This is a genomic window from Olsenella sp. An290, from assembly GCF_002159535.1.
Lineage (GTDB): Bacteria > Actinomycetota > Coriobacteriia > Coriobacteriales > Atopobiaceae > Thermophilibacter.
On sequence record NZ_NFIU01000004.1, the window covers coordinates 118,618 to 134,566 of the forward strand.

General features: G+C 69.5%; 17 protein-coding genes and 1 riboswitch. Of the genes, 12 read left to right on the forward strand and 5 right to left on the reverse strand.

What is annotated here, in order from left to right; all coding sequences use genetic code 11:
* Positions 1-201: 201 nt before the first annotated feature.
* From yqeB to B5F84_RS04185, 4 genes are read left to right on the forward strand one after another with little or no spacing between them, the layout of a single operon-like run.
* A complete protein-coding gene (gene yqeB, locus B5F84_RS04170) occupies positions 202-2,007 on the forward strand; it encodes a selenium-dependent molybdenum cofactor biosynthesis protein YqeB (RefSeq protein ID WP_087321175.1) in 1,806 nt (601 codons plus the stop codon).
* Complete coding sequence (locus B5F84_RS04175; protein ID WP_087321177.1) at positions 2,004-3,020, forward strand: iron ABC transporter permease; 1,017 nt, start codon at positions 2,004-2,006, stop codon at positions 3,018-3,020. The genes yqeB and B5F84_RS04175 overlap by 4 nt, the downstream gene beginning before the upstream one ends.
* A gap of 1 nt (position 3,021) precedes the next feature.
* Entirely contained in the window at positions 3,022-3,801 is a 780-nt protein-coding gene (locus tag B5F84_RS04180) for an ABC transporter ATP-binding protein (RefSeq protein WP_087321179.1), read from the forward strand.
* A gap of 12 nt (positions 3,802-3,813) precedes the next feature.
* Positions 3,814-4,914: an ABC transporter substrate-binding protein gene (locus tag B5F84_RS04185; RefSeq protein WP_087321181.1), complete on the forward strand. Its 1,101-nt coding sequence runs from the start codon at positions 3,814-3,816 to the stop codon at positions 4,912-4,914.
* Positions 4,915-5,252: 338 nt separating this feature from the next.
* Here the strand turns inward: B5F84_RS04185 and B5F84_RS04190 are convergent, their stop codons facing one another.
* Positions 5,253-5,792, reverse strand: coding sequence for a nucleoside-triphosphatase (locus B5F84_RS04190; RefSeq protein WP_158094485.1), 540 nt, complete (start codon positions 5,790-5,792; stop codon positions 5,253-5,255).
* A 33-nt stretch (positions 5,793-5,825) separates the two neighbouring features.
* On the opposite strand from B5F84_RS04190, the gene B5F84_RS04195 reads away from it, so the two are divergent.
* Entirely contained in the window at positions 5,826-6,623 is a 798-nt protein-coding gene (locus B5F84_RS04195) for a DUF364 domain-containing protein (RefSeq protein WP_158094486.1), read from the forward strand.
* A 9-nt stretch (positions 6,624-6,632) separates the two neighbouring features.
* Here the strand turns inward: B5F84_RS04195 and B5F84_RS04200 are convergent, their stop codons facing one another.
* The 4 genes from B5F84_RS04200 to B5F84_RS04215 all read right to left on the reverse strand — a co-directional run bounded on the left by B5F84_RS04200 (position 6,633) and on the right by B5F84_RS04215 (position 9,926).
* Positions 6,633-7,778: a hypothetical protein gene (locus B5F84_RS04200; protein WP_087321187.1), complete on the reverse strand. Its 1,146-nt coding sequence runs from the start codon at positions 7,776-7,778 to the stop codon at positions 6,633-6,635.
* Between the two features lie 124 nt (positions 7,779-7,902).
* Positions 7,903-8,628: an ABC-2 transporter permease gene (locus tag B5F84_RS04205; RefSeq protein ID WP_087321189.1), complete on the reverse strand. Its 726-nt coding sequence runs from the start codon at positions 8,626-8,628 to the stop codon at positions 7,903-7,905.
* On the reverse strand, positions 8,628-9,518 hold the full coding sequence (locus tag B5F84_RS04210) for an ABC transporter ATP-binding protein (protein ID WP_087321191.1): 891 nt from the start codon (positions 9,516-9,518) through the stop codon (positions 8,628-8,630). The genes B5F84_RS04205 and B5F84_RS04210 overlap by 1 nt, the downstream gene beginning before the upstream one ends.
* A gap of 39 nt (positions 9,519-9,557) precedes the next feature.
* Positions 9,558-9,926 carry a GntR family transcriptional regulator gene (locus B5F84_RS04215; protein WP_087321193.1) on the reverse strand — a complete coding sequence of 123 codons (369 nt, stop codon included), beginning with the start codon at positions 9,924-9,926 and terminating at the stop codon, positions 9,558-9,560.
* A 223-nt stretch (positions 9,927-10,149) separates the two neighbouring features.
* Positions 10,150-10,262: riboswitch (TPP riboswitch) on the forward strand.
* Between B5F84_RS04215 and thiC the strand changes: the two genes are divergently transcribed.
* The 7 genes from thiC (at position 10,254) to thiE (ending at position 15,948) form a co-directional block, all read left to right on the forward strand.
* Positions 10,254-11,615, forward strand: a complete 1,362-nt coding sequence (thiC, locus tag B5F84_RS04220; protein WP_087321195.1) for a phosphomethylpyrimidine synthase ThiC — start codon at positions 10,254-10,256, stop codon at positions 11,613-11,615. (Overlaps the previous riboswitch by 9 nt.)
* Positions 11,616-11,624: 9 nt before the next feature.
* Positions 11,625-11,822 (forward strand): sulfur carrier protein ThiS, encoded by a 198-nt coding sequence (gene thiS / locus B5F84_RS04225; protein WP_087226084.1) that lies wholly within the window; start codon positions 11,625-11,627, stop codon positions 11,820-11,822.
* Positions 11,822-12,487: a sulfur carrier protein ThiS adenylyltransferase ThiF gene (thiF, locus tag B5F84_RS04230; protein WP_087321197.1), complete on the forward strand. Its 666-nt coding sequence runs from the start codon at positions 11,822-11,824 to the stop codon at positions 12,485-12,487. The genes thiS and thiF overlap by 1 nt, the downstream gene beginning before the upstream one ends.
* Positions 12,488-12,579: 92 nt before the next feature.
* Positions 12,580-13,392, forward strand: coding sequence for a thiazole synthase (locus B5F84_RS04235; protein ID WP_087321198.1), 813 nt, complete (start codon positions 12,580-12,582; stop codon positions 13,390-13,392).
* Positions 13,389-14,657: a 2-iminoacetate synthase ThiH gene (gene thiH / locus B5F84_RS04240; RefSeq protein WP_087226093.1), complete on the forward strand. Its 1,269-nt coding sequence runs from the start codon at positions 13,389-13,391 to the stop codon at positions 14,655-14,657. Before B5F84_RS04235 ends, thiH begins: the two co-directional genes overlap by 4 nt.
* 8 nt (positions 14,658-14,665) lie before the next feature.
* Positions 14,666-15,235, forward strand: a complete 570-nt coding sequence (locus tag B5F84_RS04245; protein ID WP_087321200.1) for a thiamine phosphate synthase — start codon at positions 14,666-14,668, stop codon at positions 15,233-15,235.
* 17 nt (positions 15,236-15,252) lie between these two features.
* Positions 15,253-15,948 (forward strand): thiamine phosphate synthase, encoded by a 696-nt coding sequence (gene thiE / locus B5F84_RS04250; protein ID WP_087321202.1) that lies wholly within the window; start codon positions 15,253-15,255, stop codon positions 15,946-15,948.
* Position 15,949: the final 1 nt, after the last annotated feature.

Below are 15,949 nucleotides of genomic sequence, written 5' to 3' on the forward strand. Positions count from 1 at the left end.
AAAACGAGCGATATAACCGGCCGATTTTGTCCGTTCTGACGCGATGGTTATGCTGGTGCCGCCCAGGAGCGTACTGGCGCCGCTCGCCCTGTCGACAGCAGAGGCAAACTATTTGTGAGCTAGACTAACTAGAAGGAATTCGACGTCGCGCAGAGCGTTATGTTTTTGAAAATATAACGCTGACGAGGAGGTTATCAAGACATGCTGGTCGTGATTCGCGGGGCGGGGGACATCGCGTCGGGCATCGCGCTGCGACTGCATCGCGCGGGCATGCAGGTCGTGATGTGCGACCTTGCGGTGCCCACGTCAATCCGGCGCACCGTGTGCTTCTCGGAGGCCATCCGCCTGGGCGAGATGCGCGTGGAGGGCGTGCGCGGCGTGCTGTGCGCGGACGCTGCGGCGGCGCGTGCGGCCGCGGCGGCGGGTGACGTCGCCGTGCTCGTTGACCCCGAGGCCGCCTGCGTGCGAGACCTCGCACCCGACGCGCTGGTGGATGCCATTCTCGCCAAGCGCAACCTCGGCACCACGCGCGACCTGGCGCCCGTCGTCATTGGCGTGGGCCCCGGCTTCACCGCGCGCGAGGACTGCGACGCTGCCGTGGAGACGATGCGCGGCCACTACCTGGGGCGCGTCTACTACGAGGGCTCGCCGATCCCCAACACGGCGGTGCCCGGACTCATCGGCGGCTACGCGGGCGAGCGCGTGATGCGGGCGCCGGCGGACGGCGTCTTCGAGCCGTGTGTGGAGGTCGGCGCGCAGGTCGCGGCCGGTGACGTCTGCGCCACGGTGGTCGGCGAGCCCATGCGCGCGACGATCGACGGCGTGGTGCGGGGGCTCCTGCAGGCGGGCGTTCCCGTGCACAAGGGCATGAAGTGCGGCGACGTGGACCCGCGCTGCCACCCGGAGTACATCGAGAGCGCCTCCGACAAGGCACTGGCCGTGGGCGGCGGCGTGCTCGAGGCGATCCTCGCGCTCTCGGGCGAGAAGGACGAGCAGGCCGAGAAGAACGCGCGTCCTGTCAACGGCTCCCTTTCCGACGAGGGCTTCGTCTCCGCGCTCGTGGCGGAGCTCGAGGCCGGACGGCGCGTGGGGCTGGCGAGCCTGCTCGCCACGAGCGGCTCGATGCCGCGCCACGAGGGAGCGCGCCTGGCGGTCCTCGCAGATGGCGAGCTCATCGGGACCGTCGGCGGCGGCGCTATCGAGCAGCTGGCCAGCGAGCGCGCCCGCGCGGCGCAGGGCGGTGGCGCTCCGAGCCTCGAGTGGTACCACACGGGCGACGCCATGGCCTGCGGCGGCGACGCCCTGCTCGCGGTGCGCGCGCTCACGGCCGACGACCTGCCCGCTCTTCTCGCCGTGCGCGACGCGCTGCTGCGTGACGAGCCCGTCTGCGTGTCGGAGCGCTGGGCGGACGCCGCCGCGCCGACGATCGAGGTCGGCCCGGCCGCGCGCCTCTCCGCCCCGACCTGGGACGACGCGCGGGCCACCTACCGCGAGCCCGTCGCCGCCCCGAGCCGCCTGCACGTCTTTGGTGCCGGGCACGTGGGCGCCGCGCTCGTGGGCATGTCCGTCGCGGCGGGCTTCGAGGCGCACGTCTACGACGATCGACCGGAGCTCGCCACGAGCGAGCGCCTGCCGCAGGCAGCCACCGTGACCTGCGGCGCATTCAACGAGCTCGCCGCCAGCGCCGCCATCGGGCCGCGCGACTCCGTCGTCGTGCTCACGCACGGGCACGCCTACGACGAGACGGTCCTTCTCGCCGTGCTTTCCCGCGACGTCCAGCCCGCCTACGTGGGCTGCATCGGCAGCGCTCGCAAGGCCGCACTCGCGCGCGAGCACCTCGTCGCCGCCGGCGTGCCGCGGGAGCGCGTCGACGCCGTGGCCATGCCGATCGGCCTCGCCATCGGTGCCGTCACGCCCGCCGAGATTGCCCTCGCCATCGTGGCGCAGCTCGTCCGCCGGCGCGCCGAGCGCCGCGGCGAGGGTCCGGGGAAGGGCGAGCGCGCATGACGGCCCTCGCCCGCAGACATCCCGGCCGGATCATTGCCCTTCTCGGCGCGTTGCTCGTGGCCATCGTCCTCGTGTCGCTGGCGCTCGGCCGCTATCCCATCGGCCCGGCCGACGCGCTCGAGCTCCTGGCCTCCCGCGTGGCGCCCGGCCTCGGCGACTTCTCCGCGCAGCAGGAGACGCTCTTCTTCAACGTGCGCCTGCCGCGCATCCTGCTGGTGATCCTCGTGGGTGCGAGCCTCTCGGCCGCAGGCGCCGCCTTTCAGGGCATCTTCCAGAACCCGCTCGTCTCGCCGGACTTCCTCGGCGCGTCGCAGGGCGCGGCGTTCGGCGCGTGCTGGGCCATCCTCGCGGGCGGTACCTCGCTCGTGATCTCCGGCTCGGCCTTCGCCGTCTCGCTCGCCGCGGTGGGCATCGTGCTGCTGGTGAGCAGTCGGGCGCGCGGCAACCGGATCCTCGTGACCGTGCTCGCCGGCATCATGGTGAAGTCGCTCTTCGAGGCCGGCGTCTCCTACACCAAGCTCGTGGCCGACCCGTCCAACCAGCTGCAGGCCATCACGTTCTGGCTGCTCGGCTCGTTCAACGGCGCCAAGGTGGCTGACCTCGCGCTGGCGGCCGCGCCCATCGCGATCGGCCTCACCGGCCTCATAGCCATGCGCTGGCGCCTCAACGTCCTCACGATGTCCGACGACGAGGCTCTCTCCATGGGCGTGAACGCCCCGCGCGTGCGTGCCGTGGCCGTGCTCTTCTCGGCGCTCGTGACCGCGGCGAGCGTGGCGGTCTCCGGCCTCATCGGCTGGGTCGGGCTCGTGGTGCCGCACCTCGCGCGCGGCCTGGTGGGTAGCGACTACCGGCACCTCCTGCCGGCCAGCATGCTCGCGGGCGCGACGTTTCTCCTGGTGGTCGACGACATCGCGCGTCTCGCGCTCACGGCGGAGATCCCCATCGGCATCCTCACGTCCGTGGTGGGCGCGCCGTTCTTCCTGTGGCTCATCGTGAAGAGGGGGCGCGGCTGACATGAGCTTTGAGATCTCCGGCCTCAGCTTCTCCTACGGCGACCACGCGGTGCTCGAGGGCGTGGACCTCTCCGTTGCGGACGGCGAGCTCGCGTGCGTGCTCGGGCCCAACGGCGTGGGCAAGACCACGCTCTTCCGCTGCATCCTGGGCCTCGAGCGCCCGCGCGCGGGGACCATCCTCGTGAACGGCCGGCCGCTCGGCGAGCTCACGGTGGCCGAGCGCGCCCGCGAGATGGCCTTCGTCCCGCAGAGCCACGCGCAGGTCTTTGACTACGAGGTGCTCGACGTGGTGCTCATGAGCGCGGCGTCGCGCCTGGGTCCGCTGCGCGCGCCCGACGCGGCCGACCGCGCCCGCGCCGAGGAGGCGCTCGAGCGCGTGGGCGTGGCGCACCTGGCGCACCGGAGCTTCATGCAGGTCTCGGGCGGGGAGAGGCAGCTCGTCCTTATCGCCCGCGCCATCGCGCAGGACGCGCGCTCGATCGTGATGGACGAGCCTACGAGCGCGCTCGACTTTGGCAACACGGCGCGCGTGATGGCGGTCGTGCGGCGGCTCGCGAGCGAGGGGCTCTCGGTGATTGCGTCCACGCACGCGCCCGACCTGGCCTATCTCTACGCGGACACGGTGCTCGCGCTCGACGGCGGGCGCGTCCGCGCCTGCGGCAGTCCGGCTGACGTCATCACCGGGCCGCTCCTGAGCGAGCTCTACGGCCTGCCCGTCGAGGTCAGCTCGCTCCACGGCGATCGGGCGCGCGCCTGCGTGCCTCTGGATATGACGAGATAGAAGGGCAGTGAGATGAGGAGAAGAACGTTCCTGTCGGCGGTTGCGGCGCTTGCGGTGGCGGTGTCGCTCGGGGCATGCGGCGGCGCGCCCGCGGCGCAGCAGTCCGATGACCAGCAGCCCGCAGCCGAGCAGGCCGCAACGCGCGTGGTCACGGACTCGCTCGGGCGCGAGGTGGAGATCCCGGCCGAGGTCGAGCGCATCGCGGCGTCCGGACCCGTGGCCCAGCAGGTGCTGCTCACGGTGGCGCCCGAGAAGATGGTCGGACTCTCCGGCGAGCTCACGGACGAGCAGCTCGCCTACCTCGGCGAGGACCTTGCCGACCTGCCCGTCTTTGGCCAGATCTACGGAGGCAAGGGCAACTTCAATAAGGAGGCCGTCGCCGCGGCGGACCCGCAGCTGATCATCGACATCGGCGAGGCCAAGGATTCGCTCGCCGAGGAGCTGGACACGCTGCAGGAGCAGCTCGGCATCCCGTGCGTGCACATCGACTCGACCGACCTCCACAGCTACGCCGAGCTCTATGACCAGCTCGCGGAGATCCTGGAGTCCGAGAAGGCCGCCGAGCTCGCGGACTACTGCCGCGATGCGGTGGCCGAGGTCGAGTCCGTCGTGACCGAGGTCCCCGAGGACGAGCGCCCGCACGCGGCGTACCTGCTCGGCGACACCGGCACCAACGCGATGGCGCGCGGCGGCTTCCAGTCCGGCATCATCGACATGTGCTCCGAGAACGTCGTCGTGGTGGACGACCCGTCGTCTAGCGGCAAGGGCAACGAGATCGGCCTCGAGCAAATTGCGCTCTGGGACCCCGAGCTCATCGTCTTCGTAGGCGACTCGATTTTTGACACCGTGGGCGACGAGCCGGCCTGGGCCGAGCTCAGCGCCATCAAGTCCGGCAACTACTTCCGCGCGCCGAGCGAGCCTTACAACTGGATCTCCATGCCTGCCTCGGTCAACCAGATCATCGGCCTGCAGTGGTACGCGCGCCTGTGCTACCCGGACCGCTTCGACGACGACCTGCGCGACGTGGTGGGGGAGTACTACCAGCTCTTCTACGGCCACGACCTCACGGACGAGGAGTACGACGCGCTGATGCGCGGCGCCGTGCGGGAGTAGATTTCATTGTCTGGGTACTTTTTCGCCCCACCCTCAAGTATCGCTGTGAAGCGATGGCGGTTTGAGCTGCGCAAACTCATTGTCTGCTGTCCTGACTACTTTGAGTGCTCGAGAAAAAGTACCCAGACAATGAGTTGGGGAGCCGCGGTGCCTGTTTGTCAACCGCTTTCCTGCGGTTTTGCGGGGCCCTCGCACGGTTGCAAAAGGTTGGGTACTTTTTTGTGCATGTCCAGAGTACAAGCGCGCACGTCCTTGACGTTTTATCAGCTCAAACGCTTGTTACATTTGTCGGCTACTTTGGGGGTGAGCAAAAAAGTACCCAACCTTTTCGGGAGGCGTCAGGGAAGGGCCTCATGCAGCCGGCGGGCACCCGACTCATCGGGGAAGAGGAGCTCGCCGGAGCGCCAGCTCTGGGCAAAGCGCGTGCGAGCGTCCTCGGCGAGCGCCGAGCGCACGACCACGAGGGCGTGGGGCCAGGCGGGCGTGGGCCCGGCATCCAGCAGCTCGAACGCTGCGGTGAGCCCGCCGCTGCAGCGCAGCTCGAGCGGGCCAATCTCGTCGATCACGAGAAGGCCGCCCCGCATGTTGCCCGAGGCCGCTGCGAGCTCGGCAAGGTGCGCGTTCACGCGGGCAAGCGCGTCGGCGTCAAAGTCCCAGCCCAGGCCGGTCGAGCACCCATCCTCGGCAGGTGTGGCGAGAAGGACGCGCTCGTGCGAGGGCAACAGCACGTTCTCGATGCCGACCTTGTCGCCATTGCGCCACACGCCGGGCGCGAGCACGCCGTACACGGGGTCGCCTGCCGCCTCGAGCTCACGCATCCGCGCCTCGAGCCACGTGGTCTTGCCCGTCCGGATGTCTCCGGTGAGAATGAACAGCATGCCGCCTCCCAACAACCCCGCTTGGAGGAAATGATGACAGACGCGTGGTCGCTCTACGACCAGATGATCGCCCAGATTCCCGAGGACGTTCTCGTGCGGCACGTGTCCATGGGCGCTCACCACTGCCTTGTCGAGGCCGAGTGCGGGACGGGCGTGGCGGCGCTCCATCGCGGCGGCGTGCGCCTGCGCATGGAGCGCGGCTGGGTGGGGCGTCCTTTACGTGAGCTTGCGACCTGCGCCAAGTCGTGGGACTTCGAGGTGGCGTCGACGGGCGTCGCGGCGCTCAACGCCTGGCACAACCAGCTCGGGCGCCTGGACGCGCTGGGCCTGATCAGGGACGCTGAGAGCACGGACCCGTTCGTGTTTCTCGCCCCGATCGCTGCGCGCATGGCGGCGGAGAAGAACGACGGCTCGCGGCCCCGTGCGGTGGTGGTCGGCCACTTCCCACACCTCGGCGCCATCGCGGAGCATGCGAACGTCTCCGTGCTGGAGCGCGCATCCCGTGCGGACACCGACCTGCCTGACACCGCGTGCGAGTATCTGCTGCCGGATGCGGACCTCGTTGTCATGACGGGCATGACGCTCGCCAACAAGACCATGCCCCGGCTGCTGGAGCTTTCGCGCGGCGCGCTCACCTGTGTGGTGGGCCCGTCGGCCACGATCTGCGCGCCGGTGTTTGAAGCCGGCGTGGACCTCGTTGCCGGTAGCGTGGTCGCCGACGCGGCGCTGGCCCGCGAGGTCGTGACTTGCGGTGCCCCGCTCCACGGCTCCGGCGCGCTCGAGCATGTGCTCGCGGCCACGCTTTGTGGCCGCGCGGCGCTCGCGCGCTGACGCCGCGGGCTAGCTCATGCTGTTGACCATATCGTCAGTCTGTTTGATCAGCAGGTCGACAGGGGAGAGGTCCTGCCTCATAGTTGAGGCGTCTATGTAGCGCCGCCGCGCGCAGAAGCTCGCTGCCATGGACGTGCCGCGCGCGTCCGGATCGCCCTCCCCCTTCACGTAAACGAGCTGATCGGCCAGGTCGCCTGCCAGGTCTCGGCGACCCATGGCGAGAAGGACCGCAAGCAGGTCGGCAACTTGCTCGTCAGCGAGCTCCCGTACCAAGGACGCGTCGCCGTTGCGCGCCGTCGCGGCCCAGCTGACGTTCGCTGACGCATGGGCGAGCACCTGGCAGCCCGCCGGCGTGAGCCTCAGCCCCAGGTCAACGAAGGCCACACGAAAGATCATGACCGCAACGATCAGCGCAACCGACACGCCTGCGATTGCGGGGCTTGGGTCGGTGAGCGCGGCGGCCGGCCCGAACACGCACCAGAGGCAGGCGAGTATGCTGACGAGAGGGTTGAATACAAGGTAGACAAGTGGGTTCGGCCTATGAGCGAGCCCAGCTGAGCAGAGCTCGCCAACGTAATCCTTGAGGAAACGCCCGAGCCGACGGTACTGATCGGCGCTTCTCGCGTGTCTGCAGAGCTCCTCCACGCTTGAGTTCGCGGCGTCCGGGGGCATGACGAGCTTGAGTGCGTCAAGGTCGTAGCGGCTCAGGCCAGCCGTCTTCACGGCAAGGCGCAGGTGAGCGCCGTATGAGTGAATCAGCCTTTCCTTGAGGTTGCGTTGGTCTTCGTGGCGCTTTTTCGTGACAATGGGCCCCTCGTCCTCGTCGGACGTTGCAACAATGCCCGTTGCGTGGCCGCGCGCCGTGAAGGTCGCGGCTCCGTGTCCCAGCATGCGAGCGACCGCTGCGAGGGCGATCTCGTAGGCGTTTCTCTCGCTGGAGAGCTCGCTCTCCTCGTGGCAGCGCAGCGCACCGAGCAGCACCGGGTGCAGCTCGGGGACGTTGGAGGTTGCGGGGACTTCGTCGGGAATCGGCGGCCTAAGCCGCTTGCCCACACGGTTCATTATGACGCACAGGACAAGGTAGGCAACGGGCACACCCCATGCGACGACCCATGGGCGTGCGGTTTCCAGGATGTCTGCTGGCGAGAAGGGCATGCATGTTCCAATCCAATTGGCGATAACGCCCTCAGTCTAGGACGCGCCACGGCGCGCCGGGGGCAGCCGGGGCTATGCTTACGAAGCCCGTACCTTGGGAACGCATCTATTCTTCTCGCTAGCCCTAGAGCTCGCGCCTCTCGTAGAGCTTGAGGGAGATGGCGGCGGAGATCGCCAGTGCTACGGACGAGAGGGCGATAAGGACCACACAGCCCACAACCATGCCGGTCGGCGTGTCGAGCGCCTCGAGCGCAGCGGAGACAAGCTCCATGCCGGGGATACCGCCGTCGAGCATGCCGCTGTTGCCGAGTACGACCACGGGCACCACGAAGAGCAGCACAATAACCGTGGGCAGGATCTGCGTGGCGCGCGTCTGGCCCAGGCGGAAGTAGAGCGGCGTCACCACGCTCGCCACGACGGCACCGATGAGCAGGGTGAAGCAGGTGACGACGGCCATGACGGAGAGCATGCCGGGGTCGAAGGCGAAGGCCTCTCCGACCTCGCCGGGCAGGCCCACCGCCGAGACGACGGCCGTCGCCGCAAGCGCCGCCACGAGGCCCACGGCCATCCCGAGCAGGCCAAACGTCACGATGGCAGCGTAGCGGCCGAGCACCACGTCGCGCCGGGAGAGCGGCAGCGTGAGCCGGAAGAGCTCCCAGTGGTTGAGCTGGTCGTAGGCGGCCAGGCCCATCGCGCTCATCATGAAGAACATGCAGGTGAGCGTTGCCGGCATCGCGAGCGGCGTCTGCATGCCGAGGCCGATGCACAGGCTCACGAGAAGCCCCAGTCCCACGAGCTGCCGTGCGTAGTCGCGGAAGATCGTCATCTCGAGGAGGAACGCGCGCTTCATTATCGGACACCGCCCTTCAGGGTGAGGGTCATGTAGTCGTCTATGGTCATGCGGTCGACCGGGATCTCCGGGAAGTTCTCCGCAAAGGCAAAGCGGTCGGGGACGAGCACGTCGATGCCGTAGTCGTGGTGCAGGTAGCGCAGCTCGGCGTCCGGGACGACGCCCGCGTCCGCGATCTTCTCGAGGTCAGCCACGCGACAGCGCGCGACGCCCATCTCGTCGGTGATGACGTCCTTGGGCAGGTCAAAGACGATGCGCCCGGCGTCGATGCACACGATGCGGTCCGCGATGCGCTCGAGGTCGCTCGTGATGTGGCTGCTCATGAGGATCGCGCGGCCGGGCTCGGCCACGAAGTCGCGCAGCAGGTCGAGCACCTCGTCGCGCGCCATCGGGTCCAGGCCGGCGGTGGCCTCGTCGAGGATGAGCAGGCGCGCGTCGTGCGCGAGCGCGCAGGCCAGGGAGAGCTTCATGCCCATGCCGCGCGAGAGGCTCTTCACGGTCTTCTTGGTGTCCAAGCCAAACTCGTCGACCAGGCGCCCGAAGCGGTGCGCGTCCCACGTGGCGTAGGTGCGCTGGTAGATGCGCCCCACGTCCGCGACCTTGAGGTGCTCCGGAAGCGAGATCGCGTCGAAGACGACGCCGACCTGCTCCTTGGTTGCCGCGCCCGACGCGCGGGAGAGCTCGTCGCTGGGCACGCCGAGCACGCTCGAGGCGCCGCCGTCGGTGGGGAAGAGGCCGAGAAGCGCCTTGATGGTGGTGGACTTGCCGGCGCCGTTCTGGCCGATGAAGCCCACGACCTCGCCCTCGTTCACGGTGAGGTCCACGCCTTCCAGCGAGAAGGCGCTGTAGTGCTTGGCGAGCCCGCGGGCCTCGATGAGACTGCCGCTCATGTGACGTCCTTTCCGACGAAAAGGGACAGTCCCTTTTCATCACTCCAGTACCAGGGCGAACATCTCGGACAGCTCGTCGTCGGTGAGGCCGATCACCCGACCGCGCTCCACGGCCTTGGCGAGAAGCCCCTCGACCTCCCTCATCTGCTCCTCGCGGATGAGCTCGGCGTTTCCGCCGGCGACGTAGGTGCCCTTGCCCTGCACCGTCTCGATCAGGCCTGCCGCCTCCAGGTCCGCGTAGGCGCGCTTGGTGGTGATCGCGCTCACGCGCAGGCTGTTGGCGAGTGCCCGGATCGAGGGGAGCTGCTCGCCCTCCGCGAGCTGGCCCGTCACGATCGCCGACTTGATCTGGTCGGTTATCTGCTCGTAGATGGGCCTGCCGCTCGAGGTTGAGATGATGATGTCCAAGCCGTCGTCCTTCCGTGCTGGCCCGCCAGGACGTCTCCCGCGAGCCCACCGTGTATACTCGGTAAGTACAGTATATACACACCTATACACAGTGCAAGCGAGAAGGGCAAAGTTTTTCTCGACACGCCGTTTGCCCCGCTACAACCACCTTTTGTCTGTGCGAGCACAAGTCCCGGGGCGAGCGCTATACTTGCCGCGGGCGGACTTCGCGCCGCCGGAACAATCGCATAGCGCGGGGAGCTTGCAGGACGGCAGGCTGAGAGGGGGCGCGCCCGCCCCGACCCGAGGAACCTGACATGGGTAATGCCAACGGAGGGAGTTTTGCGCATGAGCACAGCTGTAGAGAAATTGGGCGGACAGGCACAGCGCGGCGAGAAGAACCTCGTCACGCAGCTCGACTATGCCCGCGCCGGGCAGATCACGCCCGAGATGCGCGCCGTGGCGGAGGCGGAGCGCCGAGACCCGGAGTTCGTCCGCGCAGGTGTGGCGGCGGGGCGCATCGCCATCCCGGCCAACGTCCGCCACCTCGAGAAGGGCCTCGTGCCGCGCGGTGTGGGCGCGGGCCTCTCCACCAAGGTCAACGTCAACCTCGGCATCTCCGGGGACGTGGCGGACGCCAGCATGGAGTGGGAGAAGGTTGGCACGGCCGAGAAGTACGGCGCGGACGCCATCATGGACCTTTCCAACTCCGGCAAGACCCGCTTCTTCCGGCAGCAGCTCGTGGAGCGCACGCCGCTCATGGTGGGCACCGTCCCCATGTACGACGCCATCGGCTACATGGAGAAGCCGCTCGTGGAGCTCACTGCCGAGGACCTTCTCGCCACGGTGCGCGCCCACGCGGAGGACGGCGTGGACTTCCTCACCATCCATTGCGGCATCAACCGCCGCGTGATCGAGACCTTCAAGGAGACCGGGCGCCTCATGAACATCGTCAGCCGCGGCGGGTCGCTGCTGTTTGGCTGGATGGAGGTCACGGGCAACGAGAACCCCTTCTACGAGCACTACGACGAGGTGCTCGAGATCTGTCACGAGTACGACGTGACCATCTCGCTGGGCGACTCGTGCCGGCCGGGCTGCCTCTTCGACGCCAACGACGCCGCCGAGACGGCCGAGATGATCGAGCTCGGCAAGCTCACGAAGCGCGCCTGGGACGCGGGCGTGCAGGTCATGATCGAGGGCCCTGGTCACATGGCCATCAACGAGATCGCCGCCAACGTGACGATGGAGAAGCGCCTCTGCCACGGCGCGCCGTACTACGTGCTCGGCCCGCTCGTGACGGACGTGGGCGTGGGCTACGACCACATCACGGCGGCCATCGGCGGCGCCATCTCGGCGAGCGCCGGGGCAGACTTCCTCTGCTACGTGACGCCGGCCGAGCACCTCTGCCTGCCCGACGCAAAGGACGTGCTCGACGGTCTTATCGCCACCCGGATTGCCGCGCACGCGGCGGACATCGCCAAGGGCGTGCCCGGCGCGCGCGAGGCGGACGACCGCATGGGCGACGCCCGGCGGCGCCTGGCCTGGGGCGAGATGTGGGACTATGCGCTCGACCCGGACACGGCCCGTGCGCGCCACGAGGCCTCGCCCGCCTCGACGGAGGGGACCTGCACCATGTGCGGCAAGATGTGCGCCGTCCGCACGGTGAACAAGGTCTTCGAGGGCACCACGATCGACCTCGACCTGGAATAGGGGGCTGCCATGGCACAGATAAACGGCAGGACCGCGCCCGAGGCCGACGGCCGGACCGTCGCCGAGGTGCTGGAGCAGATGGGATACGAGCGTGCCCGCGTGGCGTGCGAGCTCAACGGGGAGATTCTTCCCCGCGCCGAGTTCGATGTCCGCCGGCTGACGGCCGAGGACGCGCTCGAGGTCGTCCGCTTCGTGGGAGGCGGCTGATGGCGGGGGAGAGGGACGTCGAGAGGGGCGGTGCCGTCGTGGGGGACGCTCTCCCCGACGCCCTCGAGTGCCGTATCGGGCACGAGGCGCGGGAGCGCCTGCGCGCGGCGCGCATCGGGATCGCAGGGGCGGGCGGGCTCGGCTCCAACATCGCCGTCATGCTTGCGCGCAGCGGGGTGGGCGAGCTCGTTGTCGCCGACTTTGACGTGGTTGATGAGGGCAACCTCAACCGTCAGCACTACTTCCGCGAGCATCTGGGCCGTCCCAAGGTCGAGGCGCTCGCCGAGCAGCTCCTCGCCATCGGCTCGGGCACGCGCGTGCGTGCGCTGCGCACCCGCGTCACGCCCGAGAATGCCCGGGGGGTCTTCGAGGGGTGCGACATCGTCTGCGAGGCCTTCGACGACCCCGAGGCCAAGGCGCTTCTCGCCGAGGAGCTCCTCACCCTGCCCGAGGGTCCCGTGCTCGTCGCTGGCAACGGCATGGCGGGCGCGGGCCCGGCGAGCGAGATCGTCACGAGGCGGGTGAGCCGGCGCTTCTACGTCTGCGGCGACGGCGCGTCGGACGTCGGGGCGACCGGGGCGCTTCTCGCCCCGCGCGTCGCGCTCTGCGCCGCCCAGCAGGCTCTTCTCGCCGTGAGGATCGTCCTGGGGCTCGAGGGCTCCTGACGTCCCCGGTTATCTGGCAACCAAACGCGCCGCGGGCCGACCTGTTTTGCGGGGCCCAGCGCCCGCGACGCCCATCAACGAAAGGAAGCACCATGACAGAGCACATCGCATCGGGCGCCGTCGCGCCCAGCGCGGACACCTGGACCCTCGGCGGCAAGGAGTTTGCGTCGCGCTTCATCCTGGGGTCGGGTAAGTTCAGGCTCGACGTGGTCAGGGCGGCCGTGGAGGACGCGGGCGCGCAGATCGTGACCCTTGCTGTTCGCCGCGCCAACACCAATCAGGAGGGGAGCATCCTCGATGCCGTGCCCGAGGGCGTGACGCTTCTGCCCAACACCTCGGGCGCCCGCACGGCCGAGGAGGCCGTGCGCATCGCCCGCCTCGCGCGTGAGCTCGGCTGCGGCGACTTCGTCAAGGTCGAGGTCATCCGCGACGCGCGCTACCTCCTGCCCGACAACGCAGAGACCATCCGCGCCACCGACATGCTGGCGAGCGAGGGCTTCACGGTGCTGCCGTACATGTACCCCGACCTCAACGTCGCGCGCGACCTGGTGAGCGCGGGCGCGGCCGCCGTCATGCCTCTCGGCGCGCCCATCGGCTCCAACCGCGGCTTGGTGACGCGGGACTTCATCCGCATCCTCATAGAGGAGATTGACCTGCCGGTGATCGTGGACGCGGGCATCGGGCGCCCGTCGCAGGCGTGCGAGGCCATGGAGATGGGCGCGGCTGCCGTCATGGCCAACACGGCCGTGGCCACCGCCGGCAACATCCCGCTCATGGCGCGCGCCTTTGGCGACGCGGTGCGGGCCGGTCGCGCGGCGTTCCTTGCGGGTCCCGGTCGCGTGCTCGACGGCGCGGGCGAGGCCTCGAGCCCGCTCACCGGATTTCTGGGGGAGGAGGCCAGATGAGCGCGGACGAGAAGAACGTGCAGGTAGTGGGGCCTGAGACCGTACCCGTGGGCAAGCGCTGCCGGCGCATCGTCTCCATGGACGAGAAGGACATGGCGCACGCCATCCACACCGACTACGGCCTGGACACCATGACCTTCCTGCCCGACATGGACGTCCTGGACAACGGCATGTTCGACCGCGTGCTCGACGCCGTGGAGGCCTACGACCCCGACGCCGTGACCGCCGCCGACGTGCGCCGCGTGCTCGACGCCGACGTGGTGGAGCCCGCCGACTTCGGCGTGCTCGTGTCGCCCGCGGCCGAGCCCTTCCTCGAGGAGATGGCCGAGCGGGCCCGGGCCGAGCGCGTGCGCTGGTTTGGCACAAACATCCAGTTCTTCACGCCGCTCTACTTGGCAAACTACTGCGAGAACCGCTGCGTGTACTGCGGCTTCAACTGCGAGAGCGGCATCCGTCGCGCCCGCCTGGACGAGGGGCAGACCATCGCCGAGCTCGACGCCATCGCCGCCACGGGCCAGGAGGAGATCCTGCTGCTCACCGGCGAGGACCCGGTGACGTCGGACGTGGACTACATCGCACGCGCCTGCGAGCTCGCGGCCGCGCGCTTCAGGAATGTTGGCGTCGAGGTGTACCCCGCCAACGTGGCCGACTACGCGCGCCTGCACGAGGCCGGCGCGGACTTCGTGACCGTGTTCCAGGAGACCTATGACCCGGTGCGCTACGCCAAGCTCCACCTGCGCGGCCGCAAGCGCATCATGCCCTACCGCTTCGAGGCGCAGGAGCGCGCGCTCAGGGGCGGCATGCGCGGCGTGGCTTTCGCGCCGCTGCTTGGCCTCTCGGAGTTTCGCCGTGACGCGCTCGCCTGCGCGCTGCACGCCTACTACGTGAGCCGGGCCTACCCGCACGCGGAGATCTCCTTCTCGTGCCCGCGCCTGCGTCCCGCCGCGGGCGCCGTCACGCCTAACGGGCCGCACGTGAGCGAGGCGCAGCTCCTGCAGGTTATCTGCGCCTACCGCCTGTTCATGCCCTTCGCCGGCGTCACGGTCTCGTCGCGCGAGTCGGCGCGCTTCCGCGACCACGTGGCCACGATCACGGCCACCAAGGTCTCGGCCGGCGTGTCCACGGGCATCGGCGAGCACGCGCACCAGGCCGAGGAGGGCGACGACCAGTTTGAGATCGACGACGGCCGCAGCCTGGCCGAGATGTGCGCCGCCATGCGCGACATGGGGCTCGAGCCGGTCATGAACGACCACGTTCTGGTGTGAGGGCGCCCATGGGATCGCTCTTTGATGGAGGCTTCCTGCGCGTTGCCATGACGGACCGGCGCCGCTGCGCGCGGCCGCTGCCCGAGCAGGTGGCGCGGGTCGCCGGTGCCTACGACGCGCTCATCATGCGCGAGAAGGACCTGGACGACGGCGCGTACGTCGCGCTCGCCCGTGAGGTCATGGCGGCCTGCGGGCGCGCGGGCGTCGCCTTTGTCGCCCACGGCCACGTGCCCGCCGCCCGCGAGCTCGGCGTGTCGCGCCTGCATCTGCCGCTGCCCGCGCTTGCGCTCGCTGGTCGCCCGGAGGGGTTCGACCTCGTCGGCACCAACGTGCACGAGGTGGCCGAGGTGGCGGCTGCCGAGGGGCTCGGCGCCGACTACCTTGTGGCGAGCCCCGTCTTTGCGCCGTCGTGCAAGCCGCTCCCGGGCCGCGGGGTCGCGTTTCTCGAGCAGGTCATCGCTGCGGCCCACGTGCCTGTGCTCGCCCTCGGCGGCATCACCGACGCCACCGAGCTTGCCGTCCGCGCCGCCGGCGCCGCCGGTGCCGTCCGCATGTCCGGCGCAATGGCGTGCGCCTAGGAAAGGAGACACCCCTCATGGACGTCAATCACACGGAAGTGGGCCCCGTCGTCCGCGGGTCCTTCTCGCCTGAGGCCATCCGGCACGGCATGCTGCTCTATGCGGTGACGGATCGGTCCTGGCTCGCTGGCCGGACGCTCGCCGACTGCGTGCGGGAGGCCATCGCCGGCGGCGCCACCTTCGTCCAGCTGCGCGAGAAGGACCTCGCGACGGACCAGATCGTGGCGGAGGCGCTGGAGATCATCCCCGTCTGCCGCGCGGCGGGCGTGCCCTTTGTGATCGACGACGACGTGGAGGCGGCCCGGCGCAGCGGCGCGGACGGCGTGCACGTGGGGCAGTCTGACACGGCGTGCGCCGCCGCGCGCGAGGCGCTCGGGCCGGACGCCATCGTGGGGGTCTCCGCCCACACGGTGGGGGAGGCGCTCGCCGCGCAGGCGGCCGGCGCCGACTACCTGGGCGTGGGGGCGCTGTTTGGAACGTCCACCAAGCCCGACACCGTGGCCGTGTCCCCTGAGGGCCTCGCGCGCATCTGCGCCGCCGTGGATATCCCGGTGACGGCCATCGGGGGCGTGAGCACGCGCACGCTGCCCTCGCTCGCCGGCACGGGCGCGGATGGGGCGGCGGTGGTCTCGGCGATCTTTGCCGCCGGGGATATCGAGGCGGCGACGCGCGAGCTGCGCCGTCTTGCCGAGGCCGCCGTGGGATCGAGATAGG